This is a genomic window from Mitsuaria sp. WAJ17, from assembly GCF_014174515.1.
In the GTDB taxonomy this organism is placed as follows: domain Bacteria; phylum Pseudomonadota; class Gammaproteobacteria; order Burkholderiales; family Burkholderiaceae_C; genus Roseateles_B.
The window spans coordinates 83914-110592 of record NZ_JACJUG010000005.1; the positions used below are offsets into that span (position 1 = coordinate 83914).

21 protein-coding genes are annotated in these 26679 nt (G+C 70.2%); 10 read left to right on the top strand and 11 right to left on the bottom strand.

Annotated features, from left to right (window positions below; translation table 11 throughout):
* Positions 1 to 20: 20 nt before the first annotated feature.
* On the bottom strand, positions 21 to 1001 hold the full coding sequence (locus H5407_RS05640; RefSeq protein ID WP_183103460.1) for an aldo/keto reductase: 981 nt from the start codon (positions 999 to 1001) through the stop codon (positions 21 to 23).
* A gap of 197 nt (positions 1002 to 1198) precedes the next feature.
* Between H5407_RS05640 and H5407_RS05645 the strand changes: the two genes are divergently transcribed.
* Positions 1199 to 2464 (top strand): FAD-dependent monooxygenase, encoded by a 1266-nt coding sequence (locus tag H5407_RS05645; RefSeq protein WP_183103461.1) that lies wholly within the window; start codon positions 1199 to 1201, stop codon positions 2462 to 2464.
* Between the two features lie 26 nt (positions 2465 to 2490).
* On the opposite strand, the gene H5407_RS05650 is transcribed toward H5407_RS05645, so the two are convergent.
* From H5407_RS05650 to H5407_RS05680, 7 genes are all read right to left on the bottom strand, one after another.
* Positions 2491 to 4545 carry an ATP-binding cassette domain-containing protein gene (locus H5407_RS05650; RefSeq protein ID WP_183103462.1) on the bottom strand — a complete coding sequence of 685 codons (2055 nt, stop codon included), beginning with the start codon at positions 4543 to 4545 and terminating at the stop codon, positions 2491 to 2493.
* The gene (locus H5407_RS05655; protein ID WP_183103463.1) at positions 4542 to 7484 is read right to left on the bottom strand and encodes a type 2 lanthipeptide synthetase LanM family protein; all 2943 of its coding nucleotides are present in this window, start codon (positions 7482 to 7484) and stop codon (positions 4542 to 4544) included. Before H5407_RS05655 ends, H5407_RS05650 begins: the two co-directional genes overlap by 4 nt.
* A gap of 135 nt (positions 7485 to 7619) precedes the next feature.
* Positions 7620 to 7808 carry a DUF6229 family protein gene (locus H5407_RS05660; RefSeq protein WP_183103464.1) on the bottom strand — a complete coding sequence of 63 codons (189 nt, stop codon included), beginning with the start codon at positions 7806 to 7808 and terminating at the stop codon, positions 7620 to 7622.
* Between the two features lie 644 nt (positions 7809 to 8452).
* Positions 8453 to 8794 carry a divalent-cation tolerance protein CutA gene (cutA, locus tag H5407_RS05665; RefSeq protein ID WP_183103465.1) on the bottom strand — a complete coding sequence of 114 codons (342 nt, stop codon included), beginning with the start codon at positions 8792 to 8794 and terminating at the stop codon, positions 8453 to 8455.
* Between the two features lie 50 nt (positions 8795 to 8844).
* A complete protein-coding gene (locus H5407_RS05670) occupies positions 8845 to 9399 on the bottom strand; it encodes a hypothetical protein (protein WP_183103466.1) in 555 nt (184 codons plus the stop codon).
* 98 nt (positions 9400 to 9497) lie between these two features.
* The gene (locus H5407_RS05675; protein WP_183103467.1) at positions 9498 to 10352 is read right to left on the bottom strand and encodes a carbon-nitrogen hydrolase family protein; all 855 of its coding nucleotides are present in this window, start codon (positions 10350 to 10352) and stop codon (positions 9498 to 9500) included.
* Positions 10353 to 10362: 10 nt separating this feature from the next.
* The gene (locus tag H5407_RS05680; RefSeq protein ID WP_183103468.1) at positions 10363 to 14460 is read right to left on the bottom strand and encodes a YhdP family protein; all 4098 of its coding nucleotides are present in this window, start codon (positions 14458 to 14460) and stop codon (positions 10363 to 10365) included.
* A gap of 206 nt (positions 14461 to 14666) precedes the next feature.
* Between H5407_RS05680 and glnE the strand changes: the two genes are divergently transcribed.
* On the top strand, positions 14667 to 17429 hold the full coding sequence (gene glnE, locus H5407_RS05685) for a bifunctional [glutamate--ammonia ligase]-adenylyl-L-tyrosine phosphorylase/[glutamate--ammonia-ligase] adenylyltransferase (protein WP_183103469.1): 2763 nt from the start codon (positions 14667 to 14669) through the stop codon (positions 17427 to 17429).
* Complete coding sequence (rrtA, locus tag H5407_RS05690) at positions 17429 to 18001, top strand: rhombosortase (protein WP_183103470.1); 573 nt, start codon at positions 17429 to 17431, stop codon at positions 17999 to 18001. Before glnE ends, rrtA begins: the two co-directional genes overlap by 1 nt.
* A gap of 15 nt (positions 18002 to 18016) precedes the next feature.
* Here the strand turns inward: rrtA and H5407_RS05695 are convergent, their stop codons facing one another.
* Positions 18017 to 18514, bottom strand: coding sequence for a GNAT family N-acetyltransferase (locus tag H5407_RS05695; protein WP_183103471.1), 498 nt, complete (start codon positions 18512 to 18514; stop codon positions 18017 to 18019).
* Between the two features lie 221 nt (positions 18515 to 18735).
* On the opposite strand from H5407_RS05695, the gene H5407_RS05700 reads away from it, so the two are divergent.
* The 3 genes from H5407_RS05700 (at position 18736) to H5407_RS05710 (ending at position 20749) form a co-directional block, all read left to right on the top strand.
* Entirely contained in the window at positions 18736 to 19629 is an 894-nt protein-coding gene (locus H5407_RS05700; RefSeq protein WP_183103472.1) for a DMT family transporter, read from the top strand.
* 86 nt (positions 19630 to 19715) lie between these two features.
* Entirely contained in the window at positions 19716 to 20381 is a 666-nt protein-coding gene (locus H5407_RS05705; protein ID WP_183103473.1) for a glutathione S-transferase, read from the top strand.
* Positions 20382 to 20473: 92 nt separating this feature from the next.
* Positions 20474 to 20749, top strand: coding sequence for a cupin domain-containing protein (locus tag H5407_RS05710; protein ID WP_183103474.1), 276 nt, complete (start codon positions 20474 to 20476; stop codon positions 20747 to 20749).
* A 7-nt stretch (positions 20750 to 20756) separates the two neighbouring features.
* Here H5407_RS05710 and H5407_RS05715 read toward each other — a convergent pair whose 3' ends face one another.
* Positions 20757 to 21998: an RtcB family protein gene (locus tag H5407_RS05715; protein WP_183103475.1), complete on the bottom strand. Its 1242-nt coding sequence runs from the start codon at positions 21996 to 21998 to the stop codon at positions 20757 to 20759.
* A gap of 63 nt (positions 21999 to 22061) precedes the next feature.
* Positions 22062 to 22634, bottom strand: a complete 573-nt coding sequence (locus H5407_RS05720; RefSeq protein ID WP_183103476.1) for an HNH endonuclease — start codon at positions 22632 to 22634, stop codon at positions 22062 to 22064.
* Between the two features lie 640 nt (positions 22635 to 23274).
* Here H5407_RS05720 and H5407_RS05725 point away from each other — a divergent pair.
* From H5407_RS05725 to H5407_RS05740, 4 genes are all read left to right on the top strand, one after another.
* A complete protein-coding gene (locus tag H5407_RS05725) occupies positions 23275 to 23505 on the top strand; it encodes a hypothetical protein (protein WP_183103477.1) in 231 nt (76 codons plus the stop codon).
* Between the two features lie 110 nt (positions 23506 to 23615).
* Positions 23616 to 23981, top strand: coding sequence for a hypothetical protein (locus H5407_RS05730; RefSeq protein WP_255501088.1), 366 nt, complete (start codon positions 23616 to 23618; stop codon positions 23979 to 23981).
* Between the two features lie 359 nt (positions 23982 to 24340).
* The gene (locus tag H5407_RS05735) at positions 24341 to 24583 is read left to right on the top strand and encodes a hypothetical protein (protein ID WP_183103479.1); all 243 of its coding nucleotides are present in this window, start codon (positions 24341 to 24343) and stop codon (positions 24581 to 24583) included.
* A complete protein-coding gene (locus tag H5407_RS05740) occupies positions 24576 to 26561 on the top strand; it encodes an AAA family ATPase (RefSeq protein ID WP_183103480.1) in 1986 nt (661 codons plus the stop codon). The genes H5407_RS05735 and H5407_RS05740 overlap by 8 nt, the downstream gene beginning before the upstream one ends.
* Positions 26562 to 26679: the final 118 nt, after the last annotated feature.

Consider the following 26679-nt stretch of genomic DNA (forward strand, 5'->3'; position numbering starts at 1 on the left):
CAACGCTCCGCCGTGGGCCCTCACTGGGCCAGGGGCAGGGTCAGGGCGTCGATGCGCTCCAGCACCTCGGGGCTCAGCCTGGGCGTCAAGGCCAGTGCGGCCAGGTTGTCCTGCAACTGGCTCATGCGGCTGGCGCCCAGGATCACCGTGGACACGCGAGGATTGCGGTTCACCCAGGCAATCGCCAGCTGGGCCACGCTGCCGCCCAGCTCGGCGGCGATGGCCTCCAGCTCGGCCACGGCGGCATTGCGCTGCGGGTGCTGCAGTTGCTCGCGCAGCCAGCTCATGCTCTCCAGCGAGCCGCGGCTGCCCTCGGGGATGCCCTGCCGGTACTTGCCCGTCAGCAGACCGGAGGCCAGCGGACTCCAAGTGGTCAGGCCCAGGCCCAGGTCCTCGTACAGGCGGGCGTATTCCTGCTCCACCCGCTTGCGGTGGAAGAGGTGGTACTGGGGCTGTTCCATCACCGGCTTGTGCAGGTGGTGGCGCTCGGCGATCTCCCAGGCGGCGCGGATGTCGGCAGCGCTCCACTCACTGGTGCCCCAGTAGAGGGCCTTGCCCTGGGTGATCATGTCGCTCATCGCGCGCACGGTCTCCTCGACGGGCGTATGCGGATCGGGGCGATGGCAGTAGACCAGGTCGATGAAGTCCAGCTGCAGGCGCTTGAGCGAGCCGTCGATGGCCTGCATCAGATACTTGCGATTGAGGGTGTTTTGCAGGTTGACGGTGCTGCCCTCGCGCTGCAGGCCCCAGAAGAACTTGGTCGAGACCACATAGCTCTCGCGGGCCCACTTCAGCTGCCTGAAGGCCTCGCCCATCACGCGCTCGCTCGCGCCCTGGGCATAGACCTCGGCGTTGTCGAAGAAGTTGACCCCGGCATCGCGTGCCGCGGCCAGCATCTCGGCAGCGGACTTGCTGTCCACTTGGTTGTGATAGGTCACCCAGGAACCCAGCGACAGCTCGGACACCTGCAGGCCGCTGCGGCCCAGTCGACGGTATTGCATGCCTGACTCCTTCTTGGTTCTTGGCGTGGTTTGCGCCCTGGACGACATGAGCAACCGGCCCGCCTCCGGGCCAAGCCTGACCTGCCGTCATGGCAATGGACAGGAGCGTAGCCCAGCGGGCTCGCTATAGTGCGGAACCCCCGCAATACCGTGGCGCCGCCTGCGGGCATCTGTCCCCTCGGCGACGCCCCCACGCCATGCGCACCGACGCCCCTGCAGCCCCGCCCTCTCCCGCCGCGCCCCTGCGCATCGCCGTCGTCGGCGCGGGCCCGGCCGGGCTGGGCCTGGCCTTGCTGGCGGCCCGGCGCCTGCCAGAGGCCCAGATCCAGCTCTTCGACGCCCGCCCCCTGGACAAGGACATCAGCGGCGACCCGCGCACCCTGGCCCTGTCGCTGGGCAGCGTGCAGCTGCTGCAGCGCCTGCAGGCCTGGAACGAGGCGGCGGCGCAGTCCATCCTGCAGGTCCAGGTCAGCCAGGCTCCGCCCACGCTGCGCCACCCGGTCTTCGGCGAGGCCGGCCAGCCGGTGGTGAGCATCCAGGCCCGCGAGCAGGGAGAGGAGCGCCTGGGCGCGGTGCTGGCCTACGGACAGCTGGTGGCCCCCATGCAGGCCGCCTGGCTGCGCCATTGCGAGTCGCGGCCGGCCCAGGCCATGGCGCGCTTTGGCCAGCCGGTGGCCGGCATCCGCGCCGTGGGCGACGAGATGGAGGTCGATGCCGGCATCGCCGATCGCTTCGACCTGGTCGTGATCGCCGAGGGCGGTGTCTTTGCCGAGCAGTCCCGCAAGAGCCTCAGCCACGACTACCAGCAAAACGCCTGGGTGGGCACGGTGACCCTGGACCCGGCCTCGCCGCCGGGCGTGGCCTACGAGCGCTTCACGCGCAATGGCCCGCTGGCCCTGCTGCCGCTGCCGCCCACGCCCCAACAGCCGCACCGCGCGGCTCTGGTCTGGTGCCTGCCGCAGGCCGAGGACGAGGTGGCCGGACTGACGGACGCCCAGCGCCTCACCGTGATCAACCAGCAGCTGCCGCCGGGCCTGCCGCCCCTGCGCGGCATCAGCCCGCTGAAGTGCTTCCCGCTGGGGCTCAATGCCGAGCGCAGCCTCGTGGAGGGCCGGCTGGTGCGCATCGGCAATGCGGCCCAAACCCTGCATCCCGTCGCCGGCCAAGGGCTCAATCTCGGCCTGCGCGATGCCTATGCCCTGGTCGAGGCCCTGGTGCACGCGCAGGCTCGCCAGCCAGGCTCACCACTGGCCGCCGCCGTGGCCCAGGCCTTGCAGCGCGTGCAGTGGCAGCGCGGGCCGGACCGCTGGTCCACCATCCTCGGCACCGACTTCCTCGCTCGCAGCTTCAGCTGGCGCTGGCCCGCCCTGCCCGCCCTGCGCGGCCTGGGCCTGGCCGCGCTGCAGGCGCTGCCGCCGGTGAAGAAGGCGCTGGCACGGCAGATGATGTTCGGGCGCCGCTAGGGCTGCGCTCGTCGCGCAATGCCAGCTCAGGCGGCCTCGGCTTCGCGCGGCGCTTCGGGCAAGGCCTGCACGGCCTCAATGGCCTCGGTGGCCTCTTGCGCCGCGGCCTCCTCCATGCGTTCGGACAGCCGCGCCTGCAGCGCATGCAGCTGCGCATAACCGCCGCCCAGGGCCATCAACTCCTCATGCGTGCCGGACTCGGCAATGCGCCCGGCCTTGAGGAAATAGATGCGGTCCGCCGTCTGTGCGCTGGCCAGGCGGTGCGTGATCAGCACCACCATGCGGTCGCGGCGCAGCCTGGCCAGGCTCGCGAAGACGGCGGCCTCGGCCTTGGCATCCAGGGGCGCGGTGGGCTCGTCCCAGATGGTCAGTGCGGCCTGGCGATAGAGGCCGCGGGCCACGGCCAGGCGCTGCCATTGGCCGGAGGAAAGCTCGATGCCGCCCTTGAACAGCCGGTTGAGCAGGGTCTGCCAGCCCTGGGGCAGCTGGGCGGCCACCTCGTCGGCCTCGGCCTCGCGCACGGCCTGAGCGAAGCGGGCGCTGTCATCACCGCTCGCCGCCAGGCCCACGCGCCCCAGGCGCACGTTCTGCGCTGCGCTGTAGGGCCAGCGCAGCGGGTGCTGGGGCACGATGAGGGTATGGGCCAGGCGCTGTCGGGCGTCCAGGCTGCGGCAGTCCACACCGTCCCAAGCCATGCTGCCGCCGCTGGGCTCGTAAAGCCCCGCCAGCAGCTTGGCCAGCGTGGACTTGCCCGAGCCGTTTTCGCCCACCAGGGCGATGGTGCTGCCGCACTGCAGGTCCAGGTGGATGTCGTGCAGCACCGGGCGGTCCGGCGCACCGGCGTAGGCGAAGCCCACGCCCTGCAGCGTGATGCGCTGGGGCGCCGCCACGGCCGGCCCGCCTGGCGGCGGTGCCGCGACTGGGGACTGGCCAACGAAGCCGAAGTAGTCGTCCAGGTACAACGCCTTCTCCATCATCTGGTCCAGCGCATGCACCAGTTGGCGCACCGCATCGAGGCTGGTGCGCAGGCCCAGGGCGGCCGCGCCGGCCAGGGCCGGAGCCAGGCTGCCGCGGTCCACCAGCAGCACCAGCCAGAGATAGGCCAGGCCTTGGGCCAGACCGCTCACGACGGCGCCCCAGGCCCGCGTGCGGGCAATGCCCGCCTTGAGCCGTTCCAGGCTCGTGCGCAAGGCCTCGGCGACGCGCCGATGACGCTCGCCGAGCAGAGGCTCCATCTGCAAGGCACGCAACTCGGCCGCGGGCTCGGGCTGGCTGGCCAGCTCCTGCAGCATCCAGCCCTGGCGAGACAAGGCAATGCTCTGGTCCCAGTGGCTCTGCACGCACAGCAGAGCGCGAATGGCCGTCCACGCCTGGGGCAGCAGGCACAGCAGCAGCACGGGCAGCAGGGCCGGATGCAGCACCAGCAGGGCCACGGCGCCGGACGCCAGGCCGATGCCCGCGCTGCTCAGCGCCACCGTCTGATCGACGATGCTCTCGACGTAGTGCAGGCCGCGATCGCGGGCGCGGTGCATGCGATCGACGAATTCCGGATCATCGAAGCGCTGCAGCGGCGCACGCAGGCAGGCCTCGACGAAGTCCTGTTCGGCCATGGCCACCAGGGCAGGGCTGAGCCGGGCCCGCAGCACCTCGGCCAAGGCGTCCAGCGCCAGCTTGCCCAGGAAGGCCAGGGCCAGGCCCAGCACCGTGCCCAGCTGCGGCGCGAGGTGTTGCCTCATGGACTGAGCCAGGGCATGGGCATCGAGCAGGGACTGCAGGAGCCCGCCGCCCAGCACCAGGGTGTAGGCCCACAGCAGGCCGGCCAGCAGCTGGCAAACCAGCACGCCGACGACGGCGGCCAGCCCCACCCGCCGCATCAGGGCGATGACAGGCGGCGCGGCGCGAGCCACCCGCCGGAAGAAGGCGGGAAAGCTGCTCAGCTGGGCATCGGACTGGCCCAGCTCCCAGTAGGGGTTGTCGGTGGCGATGAAGACGTCGCCTTCGTCTTGCCGCTGAGTCGGCTGCTGTTGCGGCGACCGTTGCGCCGCCGCCGCGTCGCCCTCCCTGTCCCTCGTCTGGCTCATGGCCGCACGAAGGACGGCAGACGTGCCTGGGGATGCGAGCGCAGCAGCTGGTAGGCGATGCCGCCCGGCCCCGTCATCAGCGAGGGCGAGAAGACGTCGTTCGTGATGCCACAGCGGCTGCCGTGCAGCTCCAGGCTGGCCAGCAGGCGCGCCAGCTCGGCGTCACGGCTCACGCCGGGCGGTGCCAGGCCGCGGTCGGCGGCTTCCTGCAGCAGTTCCAGGGCGCTGGCGTCCCCGTGGCAGGCGCAGTGATTCCAGCCCATGCCCTGACGGAAGGTCGCGCCTGCGGCCTGGTGCACACGCTCGCGCACCCGGTCCTCGCCGATCAGGGCCGTGAAGTCCAGGTAGCCCAGGCCGTTGCCCACGGCACCGTGGCACCAGGCCGTGGAGCAGTTGACGCCGTCCAGGTGTCGCAGGTCGCGCCAGTTCTGGTCAGCCACATCGAAGAGGGATTCCTCGAAGGCCAGCGCCTCCTGCGCCGCATGCAGGAAGCGCGGCTCGCCGCAGGCCTCATGCAACTTCAGCAGGGCCCAGCCAATGCCACAGCTGCCGTGGCCGAAGCCCCCCATGCCCTCGGGCGCTGCGGCCGTGGGCCAGCAGGCCCGGCCGCCCTCGCGCCGCGCGGCCGCCAGCAGATGGTCGCCGGCCGCCACGGCCAGTGCCAGGTGCGCGGCCTGCTGGGTGCGCCGGTGCAGCAGCAGCAGGCCAGGGATGGCGCCGGCCGCTCCGGCCAGCAGGTCATAGGTCTGGTCGGCCTCCAGGGAGCCCTGCATGTATTCGGCGGTCAGGGCGGCGCACTCGACAGCCTCGGCCCCGATGGCGCCCAGCGACTCCAGCTGCAGCCAACCCCAGATCTGCGAGCCGATGCCCAGGTAGCCCCCTGGCTGGTGCGGCCGCACCTTGCCGGCGGATCGCTGCAGCTCGACCTGGCGGTACAGGCCCTTTCTCATGGTCTCGATCACTGCGGCCAGCAGTTCGTCGGCCCCTGGCAGGGGCAGTGCGCGACCCTGGGCCACCTCGCGCTGGTAGGCGGCCAGCAGCAGGGCGACCCCGGCATTGCCGCCGTAGAGGTTCTGGTCGATGGCCTGGATGCCCCAGCCCGTCGGACCCAGGGTGGGCGAGATCCAGGTGACCGTGCCGTCCTCGCCCCGGATGCAGTTCTGCAGGAAGGGCACGATCAGGCGACGGGCCCAGGCCTGGCGCCTTGCCTCCAGATCCTCAGGGCTGGCCGCATGGACGGCATGGACGCGGAAGGACTTCTCCGTGGGCATCCAGCCGTCATTGAGGTAGGCGCTCAGCAGGGAGGCCTTGATGATGTCGCGGTCCAGGCGCTGGTCCGAGGCGCTCCAGGCGCGCAGGCATTGCTCGACGAGGTCGCTCTCCGGCAGCCAGTGCGTGCCGCCAGGCCCGGACATGCGGCCATGGCCTGCCGTGCTGTGGAAGTAGGGCACGTCGCCGCGCAGCATGTCGTCGATCTCGGCCTGGATCACCACGGGGTCGGACGGCGTGGTCGAGACCAGCGCCGCAGCGCGCGCCAGCAGTCCCGCTGCGCGCTGGCGCGCCTGAGCCTCATCGGCCAGGGAGATGGGATGCCAGAGCATGCGAATCAGCTCGGCATAGACCTCCGTCGCCCGCGGCACCAGGCGGATGTGGCAGGGCTTGAAGGGCTGCAGCAGCGGCGCCAAACGGCCCTGCGCGTGCAGCTGGACCAGTCGTGCGGTGAGGCTGTCATAGCCCTCCAGCACCTGGCCCCAGTAGCGTTCCAGCGAGGGCGTCTCGCAGGGGTGGTTCTTGGCGATCTCCACCTCGACCAGGACCTGGCCGATTCGCACGGTATCGAGGCCGCCGTCCACCAGGGCGGGAATGCTGATCTTGGGCTGCTGCTGGCGGATGCTGCCCATGCCGGAGTTGTCCACGCCGCGCCAGCCCAGCGAGGCGCCGCGACCGGGCAGCAGGCCTGTCTTCATGAGGGAGGCGAACATGGCCTCGTCGGCCTTGTCCACCGCATTGCCGAAGCCGGAGGGCTTGATCTCAGTGCGCGGGCAGAAGAGGGTCTCACAGTCCACGATGATGGGAAGGCAACCCTGGGCGATGACGTTCTCGCCGTGGAAATCGGTGCCCCCCAGCAAGCGCATGATGGCCAGCCAGTGGCCCATATTGCGGTAGAACAGCCGCAGCTCCTGCTCGCCGGCGGCATGGCGATGGACGATGAACTCGCTCCAGCCATGATCGCCACGGTCCAGCACCGCGGGCACTCGCACGCGCTGAGCGACCGGCTCATCCGCCAGGACCTGCTGCAGGAAATCGGCCAGGGCCTGGTCGGTATTGAGCGGCCGGGGCTTGTAGACCGCGGTGCCGCCCTCCAGGCGCAGCAGGGCCACGCCGGCGCCGCCATTGTGGCTGTCGCCCTTGGCCAGTTCCAGGGCCTGCAGCGTACCGGGCGCCTGGCCCAGCAGCGTGCCCAGCAAGGCCCTGTCCTCGGCGAAATGGCGCGCCAGGGTGGCCACGAAGCTGACCTTGTGGTCCACGATCCAGCCGACCCGGGCCAGCAGGCTCGGGTATTGCTCGCCCAGCCTCTCCCAGTGCTGCGGGGTGGCGGCCTGGGCCAGGTATTCCTCCCAGCGTGCCGCGGAGCTTGCCGCGGTCAGCCGGCCCTGTACGCGGGCAGCGTTGATGTCCATGACCAGCACGCGGGCGAGCTTGGCATGGAGCTGTTGTTCGAGGTGCTGACGCAAGGCGTCAGCAATGACGGAGCGCTCGGATGCGTCGAGGCTGGCCAGCTCCTGCAGGGAGTGGGTGAGCGTGGCAACCGCGGGAGCGATCCAGTGGACCAGGCAGGGGACGAAGTCGGGCTCGGTCGCCTCGGTCGGCTGGGCCTGCGCGGCGTGGTCGGGATGCTCGCGGGCGGCGACGGATTCAGCGGGGGGCGTGGACTGCATGGGCGAGCGGATCAGGTCGGGCGGTAATCAGGGGAGGCGCCTGGGCGGTAAGCCAGGACTGGAAGCCTGACCCCGCCTCCAGGGCGGGGTCTCGACGCCAGGGATAGAAACCCCTGGCGTCTGCACATCAGTGCATCAGCAGCACATGATGGTGCGCGAGCCGGAGCAGCTGGAGCAGCCCTGACGGGTTTCACGCGACACGTCGCCAGCGATTTCGGCTTCGCTGTACACGCCGCTGGAGAACAGCGGGCCGGCGGGGCTGGCGGCGGACTCGTCTTGCATCCACTGTTCGACTTGCTGCAGTGCGCTGGTGATTTCGTTCATGGGTTTTCCTTGCTAGGTTAGGTTTGAAAGCCTTGCGCACGCGATAGCGGCTGCGGGTTCCCTGCTCCACGGAAGTACTGCGTCATGTCCAGGAAAGGCCCGCGGCCTGGCACCGCGCAAAGCGGATCGAAGGCTATGCGGCGAGCCAAGAGGCACCCCATGGGGCAACCACCTAGGACGCACGGCCTTTACGTGAAACACAGGGGCAACCTGTAAGACATTACAGGTTCCATCAGCGCTTCTTTTCCTGCTGCAGATGACCACCACCCAACCAGTTGGGCGAGCAACGCACGAGCGCAACCTGCTTCAGGCCCCCACCAGCAGGTGCACGCCCGCCAGCGGATCCAGGGCTGCACGCTGAGGCTGCGCCCCCGAGACGGAGTCCGGCCGCCTGCGCGCGGCGATGAGCATCGCCGTCGAGGGCAGCCTGGGCGAGACTGTGCGGCGCGCGCTGTGGGGCCATGCCCAGGGGGTGGGCCTGCACACCACCTATGGCCGCAGGGACCCGATTGCCGAGCTGCGGGCGGACTCTCTGGAGGCTTCAGCGCGGCCGTTGGCGAGATCCGCCGCATCCCCGGCATTGCGGGCAGCGCGAGACCAGCCTGCTGCAGGCCACCGCCAAGGCCTGAGGCCTTGGCCCGCGTTCAGGCTTGCGGGGCTGCCACCGATTCGACGATCCAGGCTGCGAAGGCCGGCTCGGCCCATTGCACCGGCAGGCTCAGCAGGGCCGGCAGTTCGTAGGGGTGCAGGTCCGCCACCAGCGCCGCCAGTGCGGCCTGGCGGGCCTGCGTGGTCTTGAGGAGCAGACGCCATTCGGGGTCTTCGCAGAGCGCGCCCTGCCAGTGGTAGATGCTCTCGATGGCCTGGATCTGCGCGCAGGCGGCCAGGCGGCGCTGCACGGCTTCGCGCGCCAGGGCCTGCGCGGCCTCGCGGCTGGGCAGGGTGGTGAGCATCAACAGGGGGCGGTCGGGATCGGGGGCGGTCATGGCGGTCTCCGGCAGTCGCCACGCAGGCGGTGCCGCCATTGTCCCGCGGCTCAGGCCGGGCGCAGCTCGATCAGCTCGCGCACCAGGGCTTCCAGCGACTGGTGCAGCGCCGCCTCGTTGGCCAGGCGAAGGCGCTCGTTCATGTCCAGCCAGGCGGCATCCAGGGGAGTGGTGTGCACCAGGCGCATCTGGCGTTCATAGACCAGCTTGCCGCTGGCGACTTCCACCAGCCGGTAATGCATGTAGAGGGCCACGGTGACATCGGCCGCGACCTTGGGCTGCTCCAGCTTCAGCAGCCTGGCCTGCAGCTCGAAGCGACCGCCCTCGGGCATCAGCGCCGCCAGGCCGACGCCGCGCAGGGACTCGTCCAGGGCGATGCGCAGGCTCTCGTCGCTGATCTTGGAGCCCCAGTAGCGCCAGGTCTCGGCGCCCCCCTCCACCTTGCCCAGCCGGATCTGACCGCGCAGCGCCTCAGGGATCCAGCTGCGCAGCTGCAGGCGCTCGGCGGCGCGCAGGCTCATGCGCTCGGGCTCGGCCGGCGTGCCACAGCCGCCCAGCAGGGCAGCCAGGGCCAGCGCACAGGAAAGGGTCAGGGCGGGGCGCATCGTGGGCAGTCTCCAGGCCTCCATGGTGCCGTCGCGGGCCGCCACCGATGCCGGGAAAAGACGGACAAAGCCTGCCCGTCTCTAGCCGGCGCCTCAGCTCACAGCAACCGGTGCTGCAGGGCAGGCAGTTGCCTGCGCACGGCGGCCAGGCGTTCGGCGTCCAGCTCGGCCATCACCACGCCCTCGCCTTCGGGCAGGCAGGCCAGCACCTGGCCCCAGGGATCGATGATCAGGCTGTGTCCCCAGGTACGGCGGCCGTTCTCATGCCGGCCGCCCTGCGCGGGGGCGATCACATAGGACTGGTTCTCGACAGCGCGGGCGCGCAGCAGCAGCTCCCAGTGCGCCTCGCCGGTCGTGTAGGTGAAGGCTGCAGGCACGGAGATGAGGTCGCAGGGTGGCTGGCCCGGCACGAAGCTCATGGCTCGGAAGAGCTCGGGGAAGCGCAGGTCATAGCAGACCGACAGGCCCGTGCGCCAGGTCCGGCCGTCGCGGGCCTTCAGGTCCACGGTGACGGGCTGCTCTCCGCGCTCCAGCACCTGGCCTTCGTCATAGGCCTCGCGGCCGTTGTTGAAGCGGAAGAGGTGGATCTTGTCGTAGCGGGCTGCGCGACGGCCGTCAGGTGCGTAGACGCAGACGCTGTTGCGCACGCGCTGCCCCGCGGAATCGCCCTCGCAGGCCATGGGCAGGGTGCCGCCAAGCACCCAGACGCCCAGCTCGCGCGCCGCCTGCGCCAGGGCGCGCTGCAGCGGTGCGGGCGCGTCGGGCGCGAGCAGCAGGTCGCGCTCGGCGATGGCGAGCTTGTCGCGGTCCTGCAGGCCCATCAGGCAGAAGTACTCGGGCAGGGCCACGGCCTCTGCCCCCGCTGCGGCAGCCTGGGCCATCAGCTCGCAGGCGCGGGCGAGGTTGCGGGCCGCGTCCGGCGTGGACACCATCTGGATGGCAGCAATCTTCATGGGCTTCTCCTCAGGGCGCGAAGGGGGACGGCGTGAAGGGGGGCGGCACGGCGGGGCTCGATGAGGGCGCCCCGCCGGGCGCGGGCACAGCGCCGCTGCCCGCTGGCTGGCTGGCCGCCTCCTCGGGCACACCGCCCTTGTGCGGCACCTCCTCGACCTTGGGCGACTCCCAGCTTCCGGTGACGTGAAACTCGCTGGTGCCCGCCGCAGCCATGGGCTTGCGCAGCAGCAACTGGGCCAGGAAGGTGCCCAGGCCGATGGCCGGGTTGATGGCCGCATAGGCCAGCGAGGCGCCGCCCGCATTGACCTGCGGGACGACCAGGACGCGCAGGTCCTGGGTCTCGCGCGCCAGGTCCGCCGTGCCGTCCATCAGCACCAGGGCTTGCACGCCGCGCATGCGCAAATTCTCGCTGCGGGCCAGGCCGCGCTCGATGCGCACGTCGCCCTCGAAGTTGTCGAACGCGAAGCCCTCGGCGAAGACGTCTCGGAAGTCCAGCAGCAGGCGCCGCGGCAGGCTCTGCAGGCTCAGCACGCCCAGCAGCCGGCCAACACCGGGTTCGGCCTTGAGGAACTGGCCGGCGTCCAGCGCGACGTTCAGTTGGCCGGCCATGCTGGCGTAGTCGGGCGACAGCGGCGAGCCCTGCCAGCCCAGCTGCCCGCGCAGCTTGCCCCGGCCGTTGCGCAAGACCTGACCCTGGCCCATGCGCTCTAGCAGCTTGCCGGCGTCGGCCACGTCCAGCTGCCAGTTCAGCTGCGTGCGACGCTGGCTCTGCCCCGGCTCGGCCTTCCACTGACCGGTGGCGCTGAGCGTGGCGTCGGGGCTCTTGAGCTGCAGGCGATTGAGCTTCCATTCGCGGCCTCCGGGCAGTCGCGGGCCCTGCAGCTGGGCCTCGACCTCCAGGCGGCCCAGGCGCTTGCCGCGCAGCTCGAAGTCCTCCACCACCACGTCCAGGGCCGGCACCTGGGCATCGGGCCTGTCCAGCAGCTGGCTGACGGAATCAGCCTCGCTCTTGGGCAGGGATAGGCGGCTCAGGCGCGCGAAGAGGCGGCCGCCCTGGGGCGCGGCGTTGTCGCGCCAGTCGAGCTGGCCGGCGAGCTGCTCGGCCTCCAGGCTGCCACGCCAGGACCAAGCGTCGGTCCGGCTCAGCGTGGCGCTGAGCTTGTTGATGGCGCGGCCGCCCGCCAGCAGCTGCTGTACCTGCAGCTGGAGGCGGCTGGGGCCGTAGCCGCCCTCGGCAGTGCCGGCCGCCGCCGAAGCCGGCGGACCCAGCAGTTGGGACTCCACCGCCAGCCAGGGCTCGGCCTGCACACGCCCCAGGCGGGCCAGGAAGTGCACGCCGCTGTCCGGCAAGGCAGGCAGCCTGTCCTCGAGGGCGATGGCGCCGCGCAGCACCTTGGGCGACTCCGGGTCGCTGGTGTCGCGCTGGTACTGGGCGTGCAGCAGGGTGCCGACGTCCAGGCGCAGTTCGTCGCGCTGCGGCCCCAGGCTTTGGGTCTGGAACACAAGGGGCAGGCTGGCCTCGGGCTCCTTGTTCAGGGGCGCGGGCAGGTCCACGCCCAGGCCCTGCAACGAGGACTGCAGCGAGATCTCGGTGGCGCCGCCGCGGGTGCCCAGCTGCAGGCGATAGGCCGCCTGCCCGCTCATGAAGCCGCCCAGGCGGCTCAGAAGGCCCATCTCGGAGGCGCGGCGCAGGCCCTCGGCCGTGGCCGTGCCCTGGCAGGTGAAGCGCAGACTGCCGTCCTTCTGGCTGCCGCCCTCGAAGCTGGCCTCTCCGCCCAGCACCTGGGCCTGGCCGCCAACGATCTGCATGCCCTTGTGGTCGAAATCGAGCCGGCCGCGCGCCGCGCCCAGCAGGGGAATGTCGGGTCGCAGGCGCAGGTCATTGCCCTGCAGCTGCACGCTGCCCTTGAGCTGCGTGCCATCGACGTGATCCAGCGGCATCTGCAGGCTCAGCTTGAGCGCGGCATTGCCATTGCTCGAGGCGGTGGCCAGGGCGTTGCCCGTCCAGCGGCCCACGGGAGAGACGTTGACGAAGCGGATCAGCTCCGAGGCCGGCCCACGCCCGCTGCCGTCCAGCTCCAGCACCTGGTGGTGGATCAGGTCCTTGATGCCACCGTGCACATTGCTGAGCTCGTAGCCCAGCACGTGGGCGCGACCGTTGCGGATGCTCATGCTGCCGCGATCGAACAGCAGCTCGGCCTGCACCCGCTCCATCACGGGCCAGGGCGATTCCCAGGCGGGGGTACGGTCGCGCGCGGCGTGGCTGGGCACATAGGCCAGCAGCACATCGCGGGCCTGGGCGCTGATGCGGAACTGGCCATCCTTGCTGCGGTCATAGGGGAAATCCCAGAGGTCGCCGCGGCTGCGGAACTGCACGTTGCTGGCCGTGCCGTCCAGCACGGCGTCGCGCACGTAGTGGCGGGCCTCATCGCCCACGCCCAGGGGCAGGTAGCGCCACACGGAGGCGGCCTTGGTCTCGGACAGGCGCCCGTTGAGGTCCAGCAGTCCCGGCAGGCGCCCGCCACGGCCCACACCCTCGCCGGCGCCGGTGCGCCAGGTGGCCTCCAGCTCCCCCAGCAGGTCGTCGTTGGCCACGCTCACTTCGCTGGCCTTCAGCTCGATCAGGGGCAGGCCCTGGGCGCGCGGCTCGATGCGCCAGTCCAACTGGGCCGACAGGCGCTGAATCGGGATGCGCGGCGCCTCGAAGACACCGGGGAAGACGACCGAGCCCTCGGCAATGTGCAATTGCGCCTGGCCGCCGCGCTCGGTGGCCTCGAAGTGCAGGCTGGCGCCGTCCAGCCCGGGCCGCCCCACGTGGACAGCGTCGGCCCCGGCCTGGGCCTGCATGCTGAACTGCTGCAGTTGGCCGCGGGCCCGGTAGCGCCGGGGGGCATCCAGACTGCCCTCCCAGCCGGCGCTGAGCTCGCTGAGCATGCCCTGCGGGGCGATGTCGTCGATCAGCTGGCGCAACTGGTCGCCCAGGGGCAGCTTGGTGGCGATGCGGGCCAGCAGGTCGAGGTCCAGGCGCTGGGCCTTGAGCTCGCCGCCCACGATGCGGCCGGGAGCCGGGCCCTGGGTCACGTCGCGCGAACCGGCCTGCTCCTCCACCACGCTCAGCGACCAGTCGCTGCGAGGCCAGACCAGGCGGTCGTCCAGCTCGAAACCCAGCTGCTTCGCGGCCAGGGTCAGCTGGGCGCCGCTGCGACGCAGCTCCAGACGGCCGGCAATGCCGCCGAGGTCGAGCACATCGACCCGCGGCGAGAGCCGCATGCGCACCGAGCGAAGGGCCATGTCCAGGGTCAGGGCCTGGGGCTGGCCCTCGCGGATCTCGGCCCAGGCGCGCAGGGCGCCGTCGCCCTCTGACAGCTCGAAGGGCAGGTCCAGGTAGCGGCGCAGCTCGCGTACATCGGCCCGGGGCAGGTCGGCGAAGAGATTGCCGCTCCAGCGCTGGAACTCGCTGGGTCGGCTCAGCAGGGCCTGCTTGAAGCGTCCGCGCAGGCTCAGGGCCTGGCCCCAGGCGGGGGGCGGCGTGGCGTCCAGGCGCACATCGTGGTGCAGCAGGCCATTGCGCATGACCAGGTCAAGGCCGCTGAGCTCCAGGGGCGGGGCCTGGCGCTTCTCGTCCACCCAGCGAATGCGGCCTTGGCGGATCACGAACTCAGGCTGGGAGAAGAACCAGTCGGCGAGCTCGGCGCCGTCGCTGGCGCGCTCGCCCTCGGCGATGTCCAGGCCGGCGACGAAGATGCGCCCGCTCTTGTCGCGCCGCAATTCCAGCTCGGGCTTGCTGATCAGCAGCTGGGCGAAGCGGATCTCCAGGGCATAGAGCGAGCGCAGGGACAACACCGCCTTGACCTCGGGCAGGCGCAGGGCGGTGCGGCCCTGGGCGTCGCTGAGGCGCAGGTCGTGCAGGGTGAGGGCCGGCAGCCAGGCACCGGGCTCAGCCTCCAGGCGGCCAATCTCGGCCTTCAACCCCAGCGCCTTGGAGGCCTGTTGTTCCAAGGGCGCGCGCCAACGATCCAGCTGCGGCAGAATCGCCCAGTGAAGCGTGAGCCAGGCCGCCAGCAGCAAGGTGCACAACAGCAGCAGGCTCACGACAGCCCAGCGCATGCAGCGGCGCGTCCAGCGTAGCGGACGCCTGGCAGCGGCAAGCGTGTGGGCAATCAGCGAAGACATGACAGAGGCACGAGAGGCCGGGAATCGGCAGTGGACACCATGAGTTTTGATTCGAAGCCTCGGCCAGCGCGCGTGCTGAAGCGCACGGCAGCCCTTCGCTCGTGGAATGCACCGGCATCTTACCCAGGGGCATCCCAGCCATGAGCACGGTCGAGCAAAGTTTTACGAAGCCCAGCGCAGCCCACAGCCGTTTCGTGCAGCGCATACGCCGCCGCTACGAAGCCGAGCTGCCCCTGCTGCCGCCCGGCGTCCCGGGGCGCGAGGCCATGCAGTCCCTCATCGACCGGCTGCAGGCCGGTGGCCGCCCGCTGGCCAGCAGCCTGCGGGTCTGCCGCCACCTGGTGCTGGAGCGCCTGGCCGTGGCTGACATCGAGCAGGCCGCCCCCATGCCCGTCATCACCGAGGCCATGACCACCCTGGCCGAGGTGACCCTGTGCGCCGCCCTGCGCCAGGCCCGGCTGGAGCAGGACGAAATCAATGGCGAGCCTCGCAATGACGCCGGCGAGCCCATCGAGTTCTGGGTCGTCGGCATGGGCAAGCTGGGCGGGCGGGAGCTCAATGTCTCGTCCGACATCGACCTGATCTACGTCTACGAGGACGACGGCCAGACCCTGGGGCCGCGGGTCGTCACCGCCCATGAGTATTTCGGCCTGGTGGCCAAGCGGCTCTATGCCCTGATCGGCGACGTCACCGAGGACGGCCAGGTCTTCCGCGTGGACCTGGCCCTGCGGCCCAATGGCAATTCGGGTCCGCCAGTCGTGAGCCTGTCCATGCTGGAGGAGTATTTCCTCGTCCAGGGCCGGGAGTGGGAGCGCTTCGCCTGGCTCAAGAGCCGGGTGGTGGCCCCCCACCAGCCCGAACCTGGCGAGCCGCCCTCTCGTGCCGTGGCACTGCGCTCGCTGGTCACCCCCTTCGTCTACCGCCGCTACCTGGACTACGGCGTCTTCGAGGGCCTGCGTCAGCTGCACCGGAAGATCCGCGACGAGGCCCAGCGCCGTGCGGCCGGCCGCCCCGAGCGCGCCAATGACGTCAAGCTCTCGCGCGGGGGCATCCGAGAGATCGAGTTCATCGTGCAGCTGCTGCAGGTGGTGCGCGGCGGCCAGTTCCCGGAGATCCGCACCCGCTCCACCGTCAAGGCCCTGGGACGCCTGGCCGCGCGCGGCCTGATGAAGCCCGCCACCGCCGAGAAGCTGGTCGCGGCCTACGACTTCCTGCGCCGCGTGGAGCACCGCATCCAGTTCCTGGACGACCAGCAGACCCACTGCCTGCCCGGCTGCGACGAGGACCTGGGCTGGATCGCCCGCTCCATGGACCTGCCCTGCAGCGCCGACGCCTGCCAGTTGCTGGACCGGCTGTGCGAAGTGCGCGAGCTGGTGGCCACCGAGTTCGACGCCCTGCTGCACGACGGCCAGGCGCCGGGCGGCTGCAAGAAGGGCCAGTGCGGCGGCCCGCCCCTGCCGGTGGACGCCGACGAATTCCTGGAAAAGCTGCCGCCCGAGCTGGCCGAGGCCGTGCGCCGCTGGGCGCAGCAGCCGCGGGTGCAGAACCTGCGCGAGGAGTCCCGACTGCGCCTGGCCAAGCTGGTCGGCCGCGCGGCGCTGGGCGTGCGAGACGGCGAATGCAGCCTGGACGCCGCCCTGCGCTTCATTGATTGGATGGAGCCCCTGCTGCGCCGCGAGAGCTACCTGGCCCTGCTGGTCGAGCGCCCCTCGGTACAGACGCGGCTGCTGCGACTGCTGGGCCTGGCCCGCTGGCCCATGCGCTACCTGATGCAGCATCCCGGCGTCATCGACGAGCTGGCCGACACCCGCCTGCTGCACGAGCGCTTCGACGGCGCCACCTTCATCGCCGACCTGCAGGCCCGCCACGACGCCTGGGCCCAGCACGGCGAGGCCGACGAGGAGGCGCTGCTGGACAGCGTGCGCCGCGCCCACCATGCCGAAGTCTTCCGTACCCTGGTGCGCGACGTCGAGGGCGAAATCACCGTCGAGCAGGTGGCAGATGATCTCTCCGCCCTGGCCGATGCCACGCTGCAGTGCGTGATCGCCTGGGCCTGGTCGCGCCTGAAGCAGAAGCACCGCGAGCAGCCCCGCTTCGCCGTCATCGCCTACGGCAAGCTGGGCGGCAAGGAACTAGGCTATGGCGGCGACCTCGACGTCGTCTTCCTCTACGACAACGAGCAGGACACCGACGAGAACGCCCCCGAGGTCTACGCCGCCTTCGTGCGCAAGCTCATCACCTGGCTGACCCTGCGCACGGCCGCGGGCGAGCTCTTCGACATCGACACCGCCCTGCGCCCCAACGGCAACTCCGGCCTGCTCGTGACCTCCATGAGCTCCTTCGGCAACTACCAGATCGGCCGCGGCAGCAACACCGCCTGGACCTGGGAACACCAGGCCATCACCCGGGCGCGCTTCTGCGCGGGCGATGCCGGCCTGGCCCAGCGCTTCGAGGACGTGCGCCGCCAGGTGCTGACCGCCCCGCGCGACCCCCAGGCCCTGCGCCAGGAGGTGCAGGCCATGCGCGAGAAGGTGCGCGCGGCGCGGCCGGTGAAGCCGGGGCTCTTCGACGTCAAGCACAGCCCCGGCGGCATGATGGACGCGGAGTTCGCACTGCAGTACCTGATCCTGGCGCATTCCGGCCAGCATCCCGAGCTGCTGGCCAATGCCGGCAACATCGCCCTGCTGCAGCGCGCCGAGGACGCGGGCCTGCTGCCCGCCGGCGTGGGTCGCGATGCGGCCAATGCCTACCGCGAGCTGCGCCGCCTGCAGCACCGGGCCCGCCTGGACGAGCAGAGCACCGCGCTGGACGAGGCCGCGCAGGCGGCCCAGGGCACCGCCCCGCTGCAGACCGCCGTGCTGGCGCTTTGGCAGGCGGTCTTTCCCACTGAGACTTCGAACTGATGCGCGCCTGGACCACCCTCTGCGCCGCCGCCGCGGCGCTGGCCCTGCTGGCCGCCCTGCTCGCCACCTCCGTGCTACCCAGCGGGCGAGTGGACTGGCAGGCCGATCTCGTCTGGCAGCAGCCCTGGCGGCTGTGGACGGGCGCCCTGGTGCACTGGAGTTGGCATCACCTGCTGGCCAACCTCGCCGGCTGCCTGGTGCTGGCCCTGCTGGGCTGGGCCAGCGAGCCCGGCGGCCGCGCGGCCCTGGCCTGGTTCATCGCCTGGCCGCTGACGCAGCTGGGCCTGCTGCTGCAGCCGGGCCTGCACCGCTACGGCGGGCTGTCCGGCGTGCTGCACGCTGGCGTAGCGGTGCTGGTCGTGATGCTGTGGCAGCGCAAGGGCCGCGAGCGCGCGCTGGGCGCGGCCATCGGGCTGGGGCTGCTGCTGAAGCTGCTGTCGGAGCAGCCCCTGGGGGCGCCGCTGCGCACGGTGATCGGCTGGGACGTGCCCATCGCGCCCTTCGCGCACCTGGCCGGTGCAGCAGCGGGGCTGTTGTGCGGCCTGCTCCTGCTGCGCGGCGGCAAGCGTTGAGCCTGGCGCGACGGCTCAAAGCGTGCGGGTCATGAAGAGGCTGTAGGGATCTTCCACGTAGCCTTCGAAGGGACCGCAGGCCTCGAAGCCGGCAGAGCGGTACAGCGCATGCGCAGGCGCGAAGAAGTCCTGCGGGCCGGTCTCCAGGCTCAGGCGGCACACCCCCTGGTCGCGCGCGTCGGCCAGCAGGCGGTTCAGCACGGCGCGGGCCACGCCGCGGCCGCGGGCGGCGGTGGCGGTGCGCATGGACTTCAGCTCGGCATGGTCACCGCTGAGGCGCTTGAGGGCGCCGCAGCCCAGCAGCTCGCCCGAGGCATCCCAGGCGGTCCAGAAGCGGACCTCGGGCCGCTTCAGCCGCTCGAGGTCCAGTGCATGCACGCTTTCCGGCGGTGACACGCGCCGCATGTCCGCGAGGTGCTCCTCCAGCAGGGCGGCAATGCGCGGATCGCTGAGATCGTCCAGGCGCAGGCTCAGGCCGATGGCCGCCACGGGCGGCAGGGTGGATGCGCTCATGGGAAATCCCTCCTTCGTTCGAGTTCATCAAGACAGGCAGGACAGCGCAAGCCCCGTGCCAGCGCCGGATCCGCAGCAGCGCCGGCCACGCACCGGTGGCGGGCATCGATCGTCGCACCTCGCCCGCCGTGCGCCACCCTAGTGCGGCAATGCCCGCACAATGCACCCGCCCGGTGCGCTCGCGCGCCGGCCGTCTTCCTTCATCACCCGCAGTACCCGCCATGTCCGAACGCCGCGCCCATCTGGATCTCTTCGCCATCAGCGCCCTGCTGGCCTGCTGCCTGCTGTGGGGCCTGGGCCAGGTCGCCATCAAGGCGGCGCTGACCGAGATCACGCCGATGTGGCAGGCCGGCCTGCGCTCCCTGGTGGCGGCGGTGCTGGTGTGGGCCTGGGCGCGCGCCCGCGGCATCCCGCTGTTCGACCGCGATGGCAGCCTGCCCGGCGGCCTGCTGGTGGGCACGCTCTTCGCGGCCGAGTTCGCCTGCATCTACGCCGGCATGCAGTACACGACGGCGGCGCGCATGGTGGTGTGGATCTACCTCTCGCCCTTCGTCGTGGCCCTGGGCATGCCCTTCATCGCCCATGCCGAGCGCCTGAGCCTGCGCCAGAGCGCGGGCCTGCTGCTGGCCTTCGGTGCCGTAGCCTATGCCTTCGCCGAGGGCTTTGCCGCGCCCGCGCCAGACGCGCCGCGCCAGTGGCTGGGCGACGCCCTGGGATTGCTGGCCGCCCTGCTGTGGGGTGGCACCACGCTGGCCATCCGGGCCACGCGCCTGTCCACGGCCAGCGCCGAGAAGACCTTGTTCTACCAGTTGGCCGTCTCGGCCCTGCTGCTGTGCGCAGGCGCCGTCTGGTCGGGCGAGGCCTGGCCGCTGCAGTGGAGCTGGCGCCTGGCAGGGCTGTTCGGCTTCCAGGCGGTGATCGTGTCCTTCATCAGCTATCTCGTGTGGTTCTGGCTGATCCGTCACTACCCGGCCACCCGCCTGGCCAGCTTCACGCTCAGCACCCCTCTCTTCGGCCTGCTGGCCGGCAGCGCCCTGCTGGGCGAGGCCGTCTCGGGTCGGCTGATGGGGGCCATGGCCGGGCTGGCCCTGGGCATCGTGCTGGTGAATCGATGAGGGCGACGCCTGTCGCACGGGCGCCAGCACGCGGCGCGCCATGCGCCTAGACTTCGCGGATTCCAATCTACCCACGGGAGACATCAATGATCACGCTGTGCGGCCTGACGCTGTCCAACTACTACAACAAGGTCAAGCTGGCCTTGCTGGAAAAGCAGATCCCCTTCCAGGAAGAGCTGGTAATGACCAAGTCGGCCGACGAGGCCGTGCTGAGCTGCTCGCCCCTGGGCAAGGTCCCCTTCCTCAAGACACCCCAGGGCCCGCTGTGCGAGAGCCAGGTCATCATGGACTACCTGGAGGCGGCCTACCCCGAGCACCCGCTGCTGCCCGCCGATCCCTTCGCCGCGGCCAAGCTGCGCGAGCTGACAGCCTTCATCGAGTTGCACCTGGAGCTCGTCGCGCGCGAGCTCTATGCCCAGGCCTTCTTCGGCGGCACGGTCAGCGAGTCCAAGCAGGAATGGGTGCGCAAGACGCTCGACAAGAACATCCCCGCCTTCAAGCGCCTGGCCCGCTTCGCTCCCTATGTGGGCGGCGAGACCTTCACCCAGGCAGACTGTGCCGCCTGGGTCAGCCTGCCCCTGGTCGCCATGGCCACCAAGGCCGTGCTGGGCGAGGACCTCCTGGCCGCGCACGGCGTGGACTGGAAGAGCCATGCCAAGCTGGTCGGCGAACGGCCTGCCGCACAGAAGGTGGCGGCCGACCGCAAGGCCGACACCGACCGCCAGATGGCGGCCATGAAGGCCAAGGCCTGATCAACGGCTCCGATTGCGGGCATTGGCCCATTCAATCGCCCGGCGCGGCGTCCGGCTGCACACTGGCAGCCTTGCCATCCACGGGTTCAGCCATGACCGATCCCCGTTTCGAGAAGTTCCGGTCCGAGGCTCTGACGGCCGGCTACGCCGAGGTCCTGGAACGGGTCTGGCCGCCCGGCACCGTGCTCCAGCCGCATACCCACCCCTTCCAGGCCCGGGCCCTGGTCGTGGCCGGCGAGATGTGGCTCACCGCTGAGGGCCGGACCCGGCACTTGCGGCCTGGCGACCGCTTCGAGCTCGCGGCAGGCGTGCTGCATGACGAGCGCTACGGGCCTCAGGGTGCGAGCTATTGGGTGGCGCGGCGCTGAGGCAGTCTCAGCCCTTCACGCACACGACCTGCTTCAGCGTATGCACCACCTCCACCAGGTCGGTCTGCGCGGCCATCACGGCGTCGATGTCCTTGTAGGCGGCGGGCGTCTCGTCGAGCACGTCCTTGTCCTTGCGGCACTCGACGCCTTCGGTGGCGGCACGGTGCTCCGCCAGGGTGAAGCGCCGCTTGGCGTCACCGCGGCTCATGGTGCGACCGGCACCATGGGAGCAGGACTCGAAGGACTCGGGGCTGCCCTTGCCTCGCACGATGTAGCTGCGCGCGCCCATGCTGCCGGGGATGATGCCCAGCTGGCCGGCCTTTGCGCTGACGGCGCCCTTGCGGGTGACATAGACCTCCTCGCCGAAGTGCTGCTCGCGCTGCACATAGTTGTGGTGGCAGTTCACCGCCTCGATGTGGCTCTGGAAGCTCTTGCGCAGCACCGTCTTGGCCGCCTCGATCACGCGACGCATCATCACCTCGCGGTTCAATGCGGCGTACTTCTGCGCCCAGCTGACAGCGCGCACGTAATCACCGAAGTAGCGGCTGCCCTCCTCGAAGTAGGCCAGGTCGCGGTCCGGCAGGTTAGCCTGATGGCGCATGGCGTCGCGCTTGGCCAGCTCGATGAACATCGTGCCGATGGCATTGCCCACGCCGCGCGATCCCGAGTGCAGCATGAACCAGACGGCACCCTCCTCGTCGAGGCAGACCTCGATGAAGTGGTTGCCGCTGCCCAGGGTGCCCAGGTGCTTGTGATGGTTGGTCTTCTCCAGCTTCGGATAGTCGCGGCACAGCTCGGTGAAGGCCGGCTCCAGCTGCGCCCAGGCCGTATCGACGGCGCCCGGCGTCTTCTGCCAGGCACCCGGGTCGCGGTTGCCCGGCGCGCGGCCATGCGGCACGGTGCGCTCGATGGCAGCGCGCAGGGGCGCGAGGTTGTCGGGCAGGTCCTCGGCGCGCAGCGTGGTCTTGCAGGCCATCATGCCGCAGCCGATGTCCACACCCACCGCCGCCGGAATGATGGCCTTGAGCGTCGGGATGACCGAACCCACGGTGGCGCCGATCCCCAGGTGCACGTCGGGCATGGCCGCGATGTGCCTGAAGACGATGGGCAGGCGCGCCGCGTGGCTCAGCTGGCGCCGGGCCTCGGGCTCGACGGGGACGCCGCGCGTCCACATCTTCAGCGGCACGCCGCCAGGGATTTCCTCGTGAATGTGCTGCGTGTCGTGTCGTGTTTTCTGTTGTGTATCCATATGAGGGTCTTCCTCGCGAGGCTTTTGGCCTGCGCATGTCTTTTTTGGTGATCCTCGGCCCTCTCAGCTCAGGCGCGATTCCTTAGGCAGCCGCGCGGCCAGCCAGTCATGCACGTCCGCCCGGATGCGCCTGCCCTTGAGCAGGAAGTCCTCGAAGCGGCTGGGCACGTAGGGCGTGAACAGCAGCGGCATGCCGGCCTCGTCCGGCGTGCGGTCGGCCTTGCGCGCATTGCAGGCGCGGCAGGCGGCGACCGTGTTCATCCAGTTCAAGCCGCCCCCGCGGGAGGCGGGCAGGATGTGGTCGACCGTCAGCGTGCGCGCCTCCTGCGAGTCACCGCAGTAGGCGCAGGTCTGGCGGTCGCGCCGGATCAGCTTGGCCTTGTTGAAGCAGGGGGCCAGGTCGAAGAGATTCAGGCGCGACCGGCCGCTGAGGGCCAGTATGGCCGGCACCTCCAGGACCGACTGCCGCCCGCTGCGCAGGCTCAGTCCACCGCGCAGCACGGCCAGGGGCGCCTCGCCCAGCGACCAGGCGACGCTGCGCCGGGCCACGTGCGCCGCGGCCTGCTCAATCGAGATCCAGGCCTGCGGCAGGCCGGTGATGTCAAGCTGCAAGACTTCGTGCTTGCTGTCGTGCATGGCGTCCTCCCTTCTCGTGGCCGGCACGGTTTGCTGTCTGGCAGAGGCAGCAGGCTTGCAAGCCGCGGCCCGCGGGATCAACACCCGCTGTTCTTGCAGCTGGGCTGCAGCCCGTCTGTTCTTCATGCGCTTGGGGGTGAGTGGCCGGATTGCTCGTGCTTCGCACTCGGCCTCCGGCCCGCCCCCAAGGGTGCGTCCGGCGCCATGCGCCGAGCGAACCGGCGATGCAAGGGTCACAGCCTTGAGCCTTGGGCCGCTAGGCGACGACCACCCCCAAGCGCACGTATTTCGTCCAGTGCTTCTATTTCTCCAAATGCGCACCTTCATGCGCGATGGATGTCGGTGACGGTTCCGACGCCGCGCTCTTCCTGCGGCCGATTTGTTCCTGCTGCCATCTCGGCTGTGTCCGCACGCGATCAGGTCGGGGCGCGCCCGCCTTCACGCTGCACACCGGCTCCGTCTGCAGAACGTGCCGGCACACATGCACACCGGACCGGCCGGTGCTTGTGCACGGGCACACCCGAGATGGCGTCTGTGTGATTCGCCTGCGAGTCAGCGGCTGTCAGCCGCGGCCCAGGGCCTCTGTGTTGAGCATCAGGCCCCAAGCAAAAAGCCCGGTTCCTGTGGGAGACCGGGCTTCATGGGATCGTGGGATCCCAGGCATTTGAAAGCTTCAGTGGCCTGGAGCTTTCCCCGGCAGGGTGGCATTCCCCTCGTCACGGCGGTGGCGCAGCGCGCTCTGCGCCTGCTGCGGCGCATGGTCAAGATGGCCAGCTGCAGCATGCACGCTCTGCTCGCCCGGGAAGGGGCGATGGGCGTGAAAGGCGTGGGCTGCGGCGCGCATGGTCTGTCCGTGTTGTCGAAGGGTTGATGACAGTTGTCGAATGGATGCATTGTGAAGAGTGTTCACATTCGCGTCAAGCAGGTCTCCAGCCCACGCGCCCCCCTAGAATGGGTGTGAAGTGTTTTCACAACACCGCCGTGTCCAGCCCCAGCACCCACCGCCGCCTCAACGCCATCGCCCTCTTCCAGTCATTCGCGGAAGAGCGTATCGCCGCGGGCGATCCACCCAAGGGGCTGGAGTCCAGCTGGGCTGCAAGGATCGAGGTCAGCGGCGCGACCTGGTCCATGGCCAAGAGCGGCGCCCGCCCGATCGGCGACAAGCTCGCGCGCCAGATCGAGCAGCACTGCGGCAAGGAAGCGGGCTGGCTCGACGAGGAGCGTGCGCCCACGGGCCTCACGCCTGGCGAGCAACAGTTCCTGGCCCTGGCGCTGAAGACCTACCGAGACACCAACAGCGACGGACGCAAGCAGCTCAAGCAGCTGCTGAAGACCTTCACCAGGTAGGCCACGGCGCCGCACATGCGCGCTCGCATGCTGGCGCGTATCGCGTCGCGCCATGGCCTAGCATCAAGACTGCGCGCATCAAAAGGGAAAACGTTGGCGCGCCGCAACGTGACGGCACCATGACTCTTGCGCAGCGGCTTTCCCTGCCCTCATCATTCGCCCCCATTGCTGAAGGCGCCCACGACAGCGCCCGCATGACGGAGATCCCCCTATGTCCTCCCTGTTCCTCTCGAACTACGACTGAACACGGTTCCCGAGCCCCGGCTGAACCGTGTCTGATCACAGATACGGCCTCAGATCGCGCGGTAGCCAAAGCCCCGCAGCCATCGAGCCGGGGCTTTTGCATTTCGGAAACCGACATGAGTGCACAACTCCGTTCCCGCGCCCTCCAGGAGGGGCGGGTCAAGGCCCTGCGCCGCATGAAGCAGCCCATGACGCTGCTGCTCGAGCAGAGCAAAAGCGCACGCGACCCCGTGGCGCGTGCACTCGGCCAGCGAGGCATGCGCGGCGCAGGCCAGCACATCCAGAGCCGCGGCGCCCAGCGTCGTGCCGACCGCGTGGCGCTGCAGGCGCTGCTGCGAAGAAAGGATTGGGATGAATGAATCCACGACGAGTCGCGCCTCGCTGCGCGAACAGCTGGCGCTGAAGGATCGCCGGCTCCAGGAGATCGCCGCCCAGCTCAAGCGCGAGCTGTTCGGCATCGACGCCATCATCGACCGCGTCATCGATTCGGTGCGCGCCTGGTACCTGATGCCCGAGCTGGTCTCACGGCCCATCATCGTCTGCCTCTGGGGCCTCACGGGCACCGGCAAGACTCAGCTCGTGCGCCGGCTGGCGCAGCTGCTGGGTTTCTACGACCGATTCGTCGAGGTTCAGATGGACGGCTTCTCCAACGGCGCCGGCTGGCGCGGGGCGCAAAGCATCTCGGGCATGCTGGCCGAGTCCGGCGTGCGCGAGGGTGAGCCCGGCATCCTGGCCCTCGATGAGTTCCAGCGCTTCCGCACCATCGACGGCAAGCGCGGCGAGCTGCGCGTGGAGCGCTACCAGGACGTCTGGGCCCTGCTGTCCGACGGGCGCCTGCCGCCCGCGCTGTCACTGCTGGGCGACATCGAGTCCTCGCTCGCCGAGGCTGCCTTCGACGCCGAGCGCGAGGAAGCCGACACGACCCAGCGTCGCTTCAAGCTGCGCAGCTGGGAAGCCAGGGAGCTGCAGCGCAACCTCAAGCTCGAGATGCCGCTGATGGAGATCATGGCCTGGACACCCGAGCAGATCCAGGATCGCCTGCTGGCCTTTCGCGAAAGCGGCCAGCAACGCTGGGAGACCGACTACAGCCGCCTGCTCATCTTCGTCTGCGGCAACCTCGACGAGATGTACGAGGACCTGGCCACTAGCGTGGACGACTGCGACAGCGATGCCGATGTCTTCCATGCACTGACGGGCAAGCTCAGCGTCATCGACGTCAAGCAGGCACTCAACAAGCGCTTCAAGCCCGAGCAGGTGGCGCGGCTGGGCAATGAGCATGTGGTCTACCCCTCGCTCTCGCGCCGGGCCTATGAGCAGCTCATCGAGCAGGGCTGCAGCCGCTATGCCCGCGAGGCCGAGGAGCGATGCCAGCTGCGCTTCGAGCTGGATGCCAGCGTGCAAGAGCAGATCTATGCCAACGCCGTGTTTCCCGCGCAGGGCACCCGGCCGTTGTTCTCCTCGCTCCACGCCATCCTGGGTGCAGGGCTGACAAAGGCCGCACTGTGGGCCATCGAACGCGGTGCCGAGCCGGGCGACTGCGTGCGGCTGAGTGCCGACGGCCGCGCGCTCCTCGCGCAGTGGGGAACTCTCAGTCAGGCCATTGCCGCACCGTTCGAGATCAGCCGCCTGCGCCAGCGCAGCAACGCCGACTTCCGCGCACTGCTGGCCGTGCACGAGGCCGGCCACGGCCTGGTCCATGCCTTGCTCTTCGGCCGGGCGCCGCAGGAGATCAAGATCCACGTGGCCAGCTTCGAGGGCGGTTACAACGCCTACAGCTCGCGCAAGGTCTGGTCGCGTCGCAATCTGCGCGACTCCATCTGCACCAGCCTGGCCGGCCGCGCGGCGGAGCTGCTGGTCTTCGGGCCCGAGCTCAGCTCCAGTGGTGCCGAGAGCGACCTGCGCAAGGCCACCGAGACGGCGGCCCGCATGCTGCGCCATCTGGGCCACGGCCCGCGCATCGGGCGTAGCGATGTCGCCACCGACAGCGAAGAGAACTATTGCACCGATGTCGAAAGCAGCAACGCGCCCATCGAAGCCCTCCTCCAGGCCGAGCATGCCCGCGCGACCGGGCTGCTCCAGGCCCATCGCCAGGCCCTGCTGTCCCTGGTGGACGAGCTGATTCAGCAGGGGCAGCTCAGCCCCGCGCGCTTCGCAGCCGTGGTGGGCCTGCCCCTGGATCGGCCGGAAGATGCGCTGGACCCGTATGCGAACCGGCTCGCGCGCTTCAGGCGGGAGCGGCCTGCGCAGGCGTCTGAGCCGCAGCGACGCATGCGGGGCCGCCCATCCGGCGACGCCAGGCTGGCGGGTGGCGCGGTCGGCCTGCTACCCACGGCATGAGGCCGCAGGCCATCCACACGGCACTGTTCGACGGATCGCATCCGCTCGGGCAGCGGATCCAGGGACGTCCATGGGGTGATTGCTGCGCAGCGGTCGCAACCCTATAGTCGCAGCATCT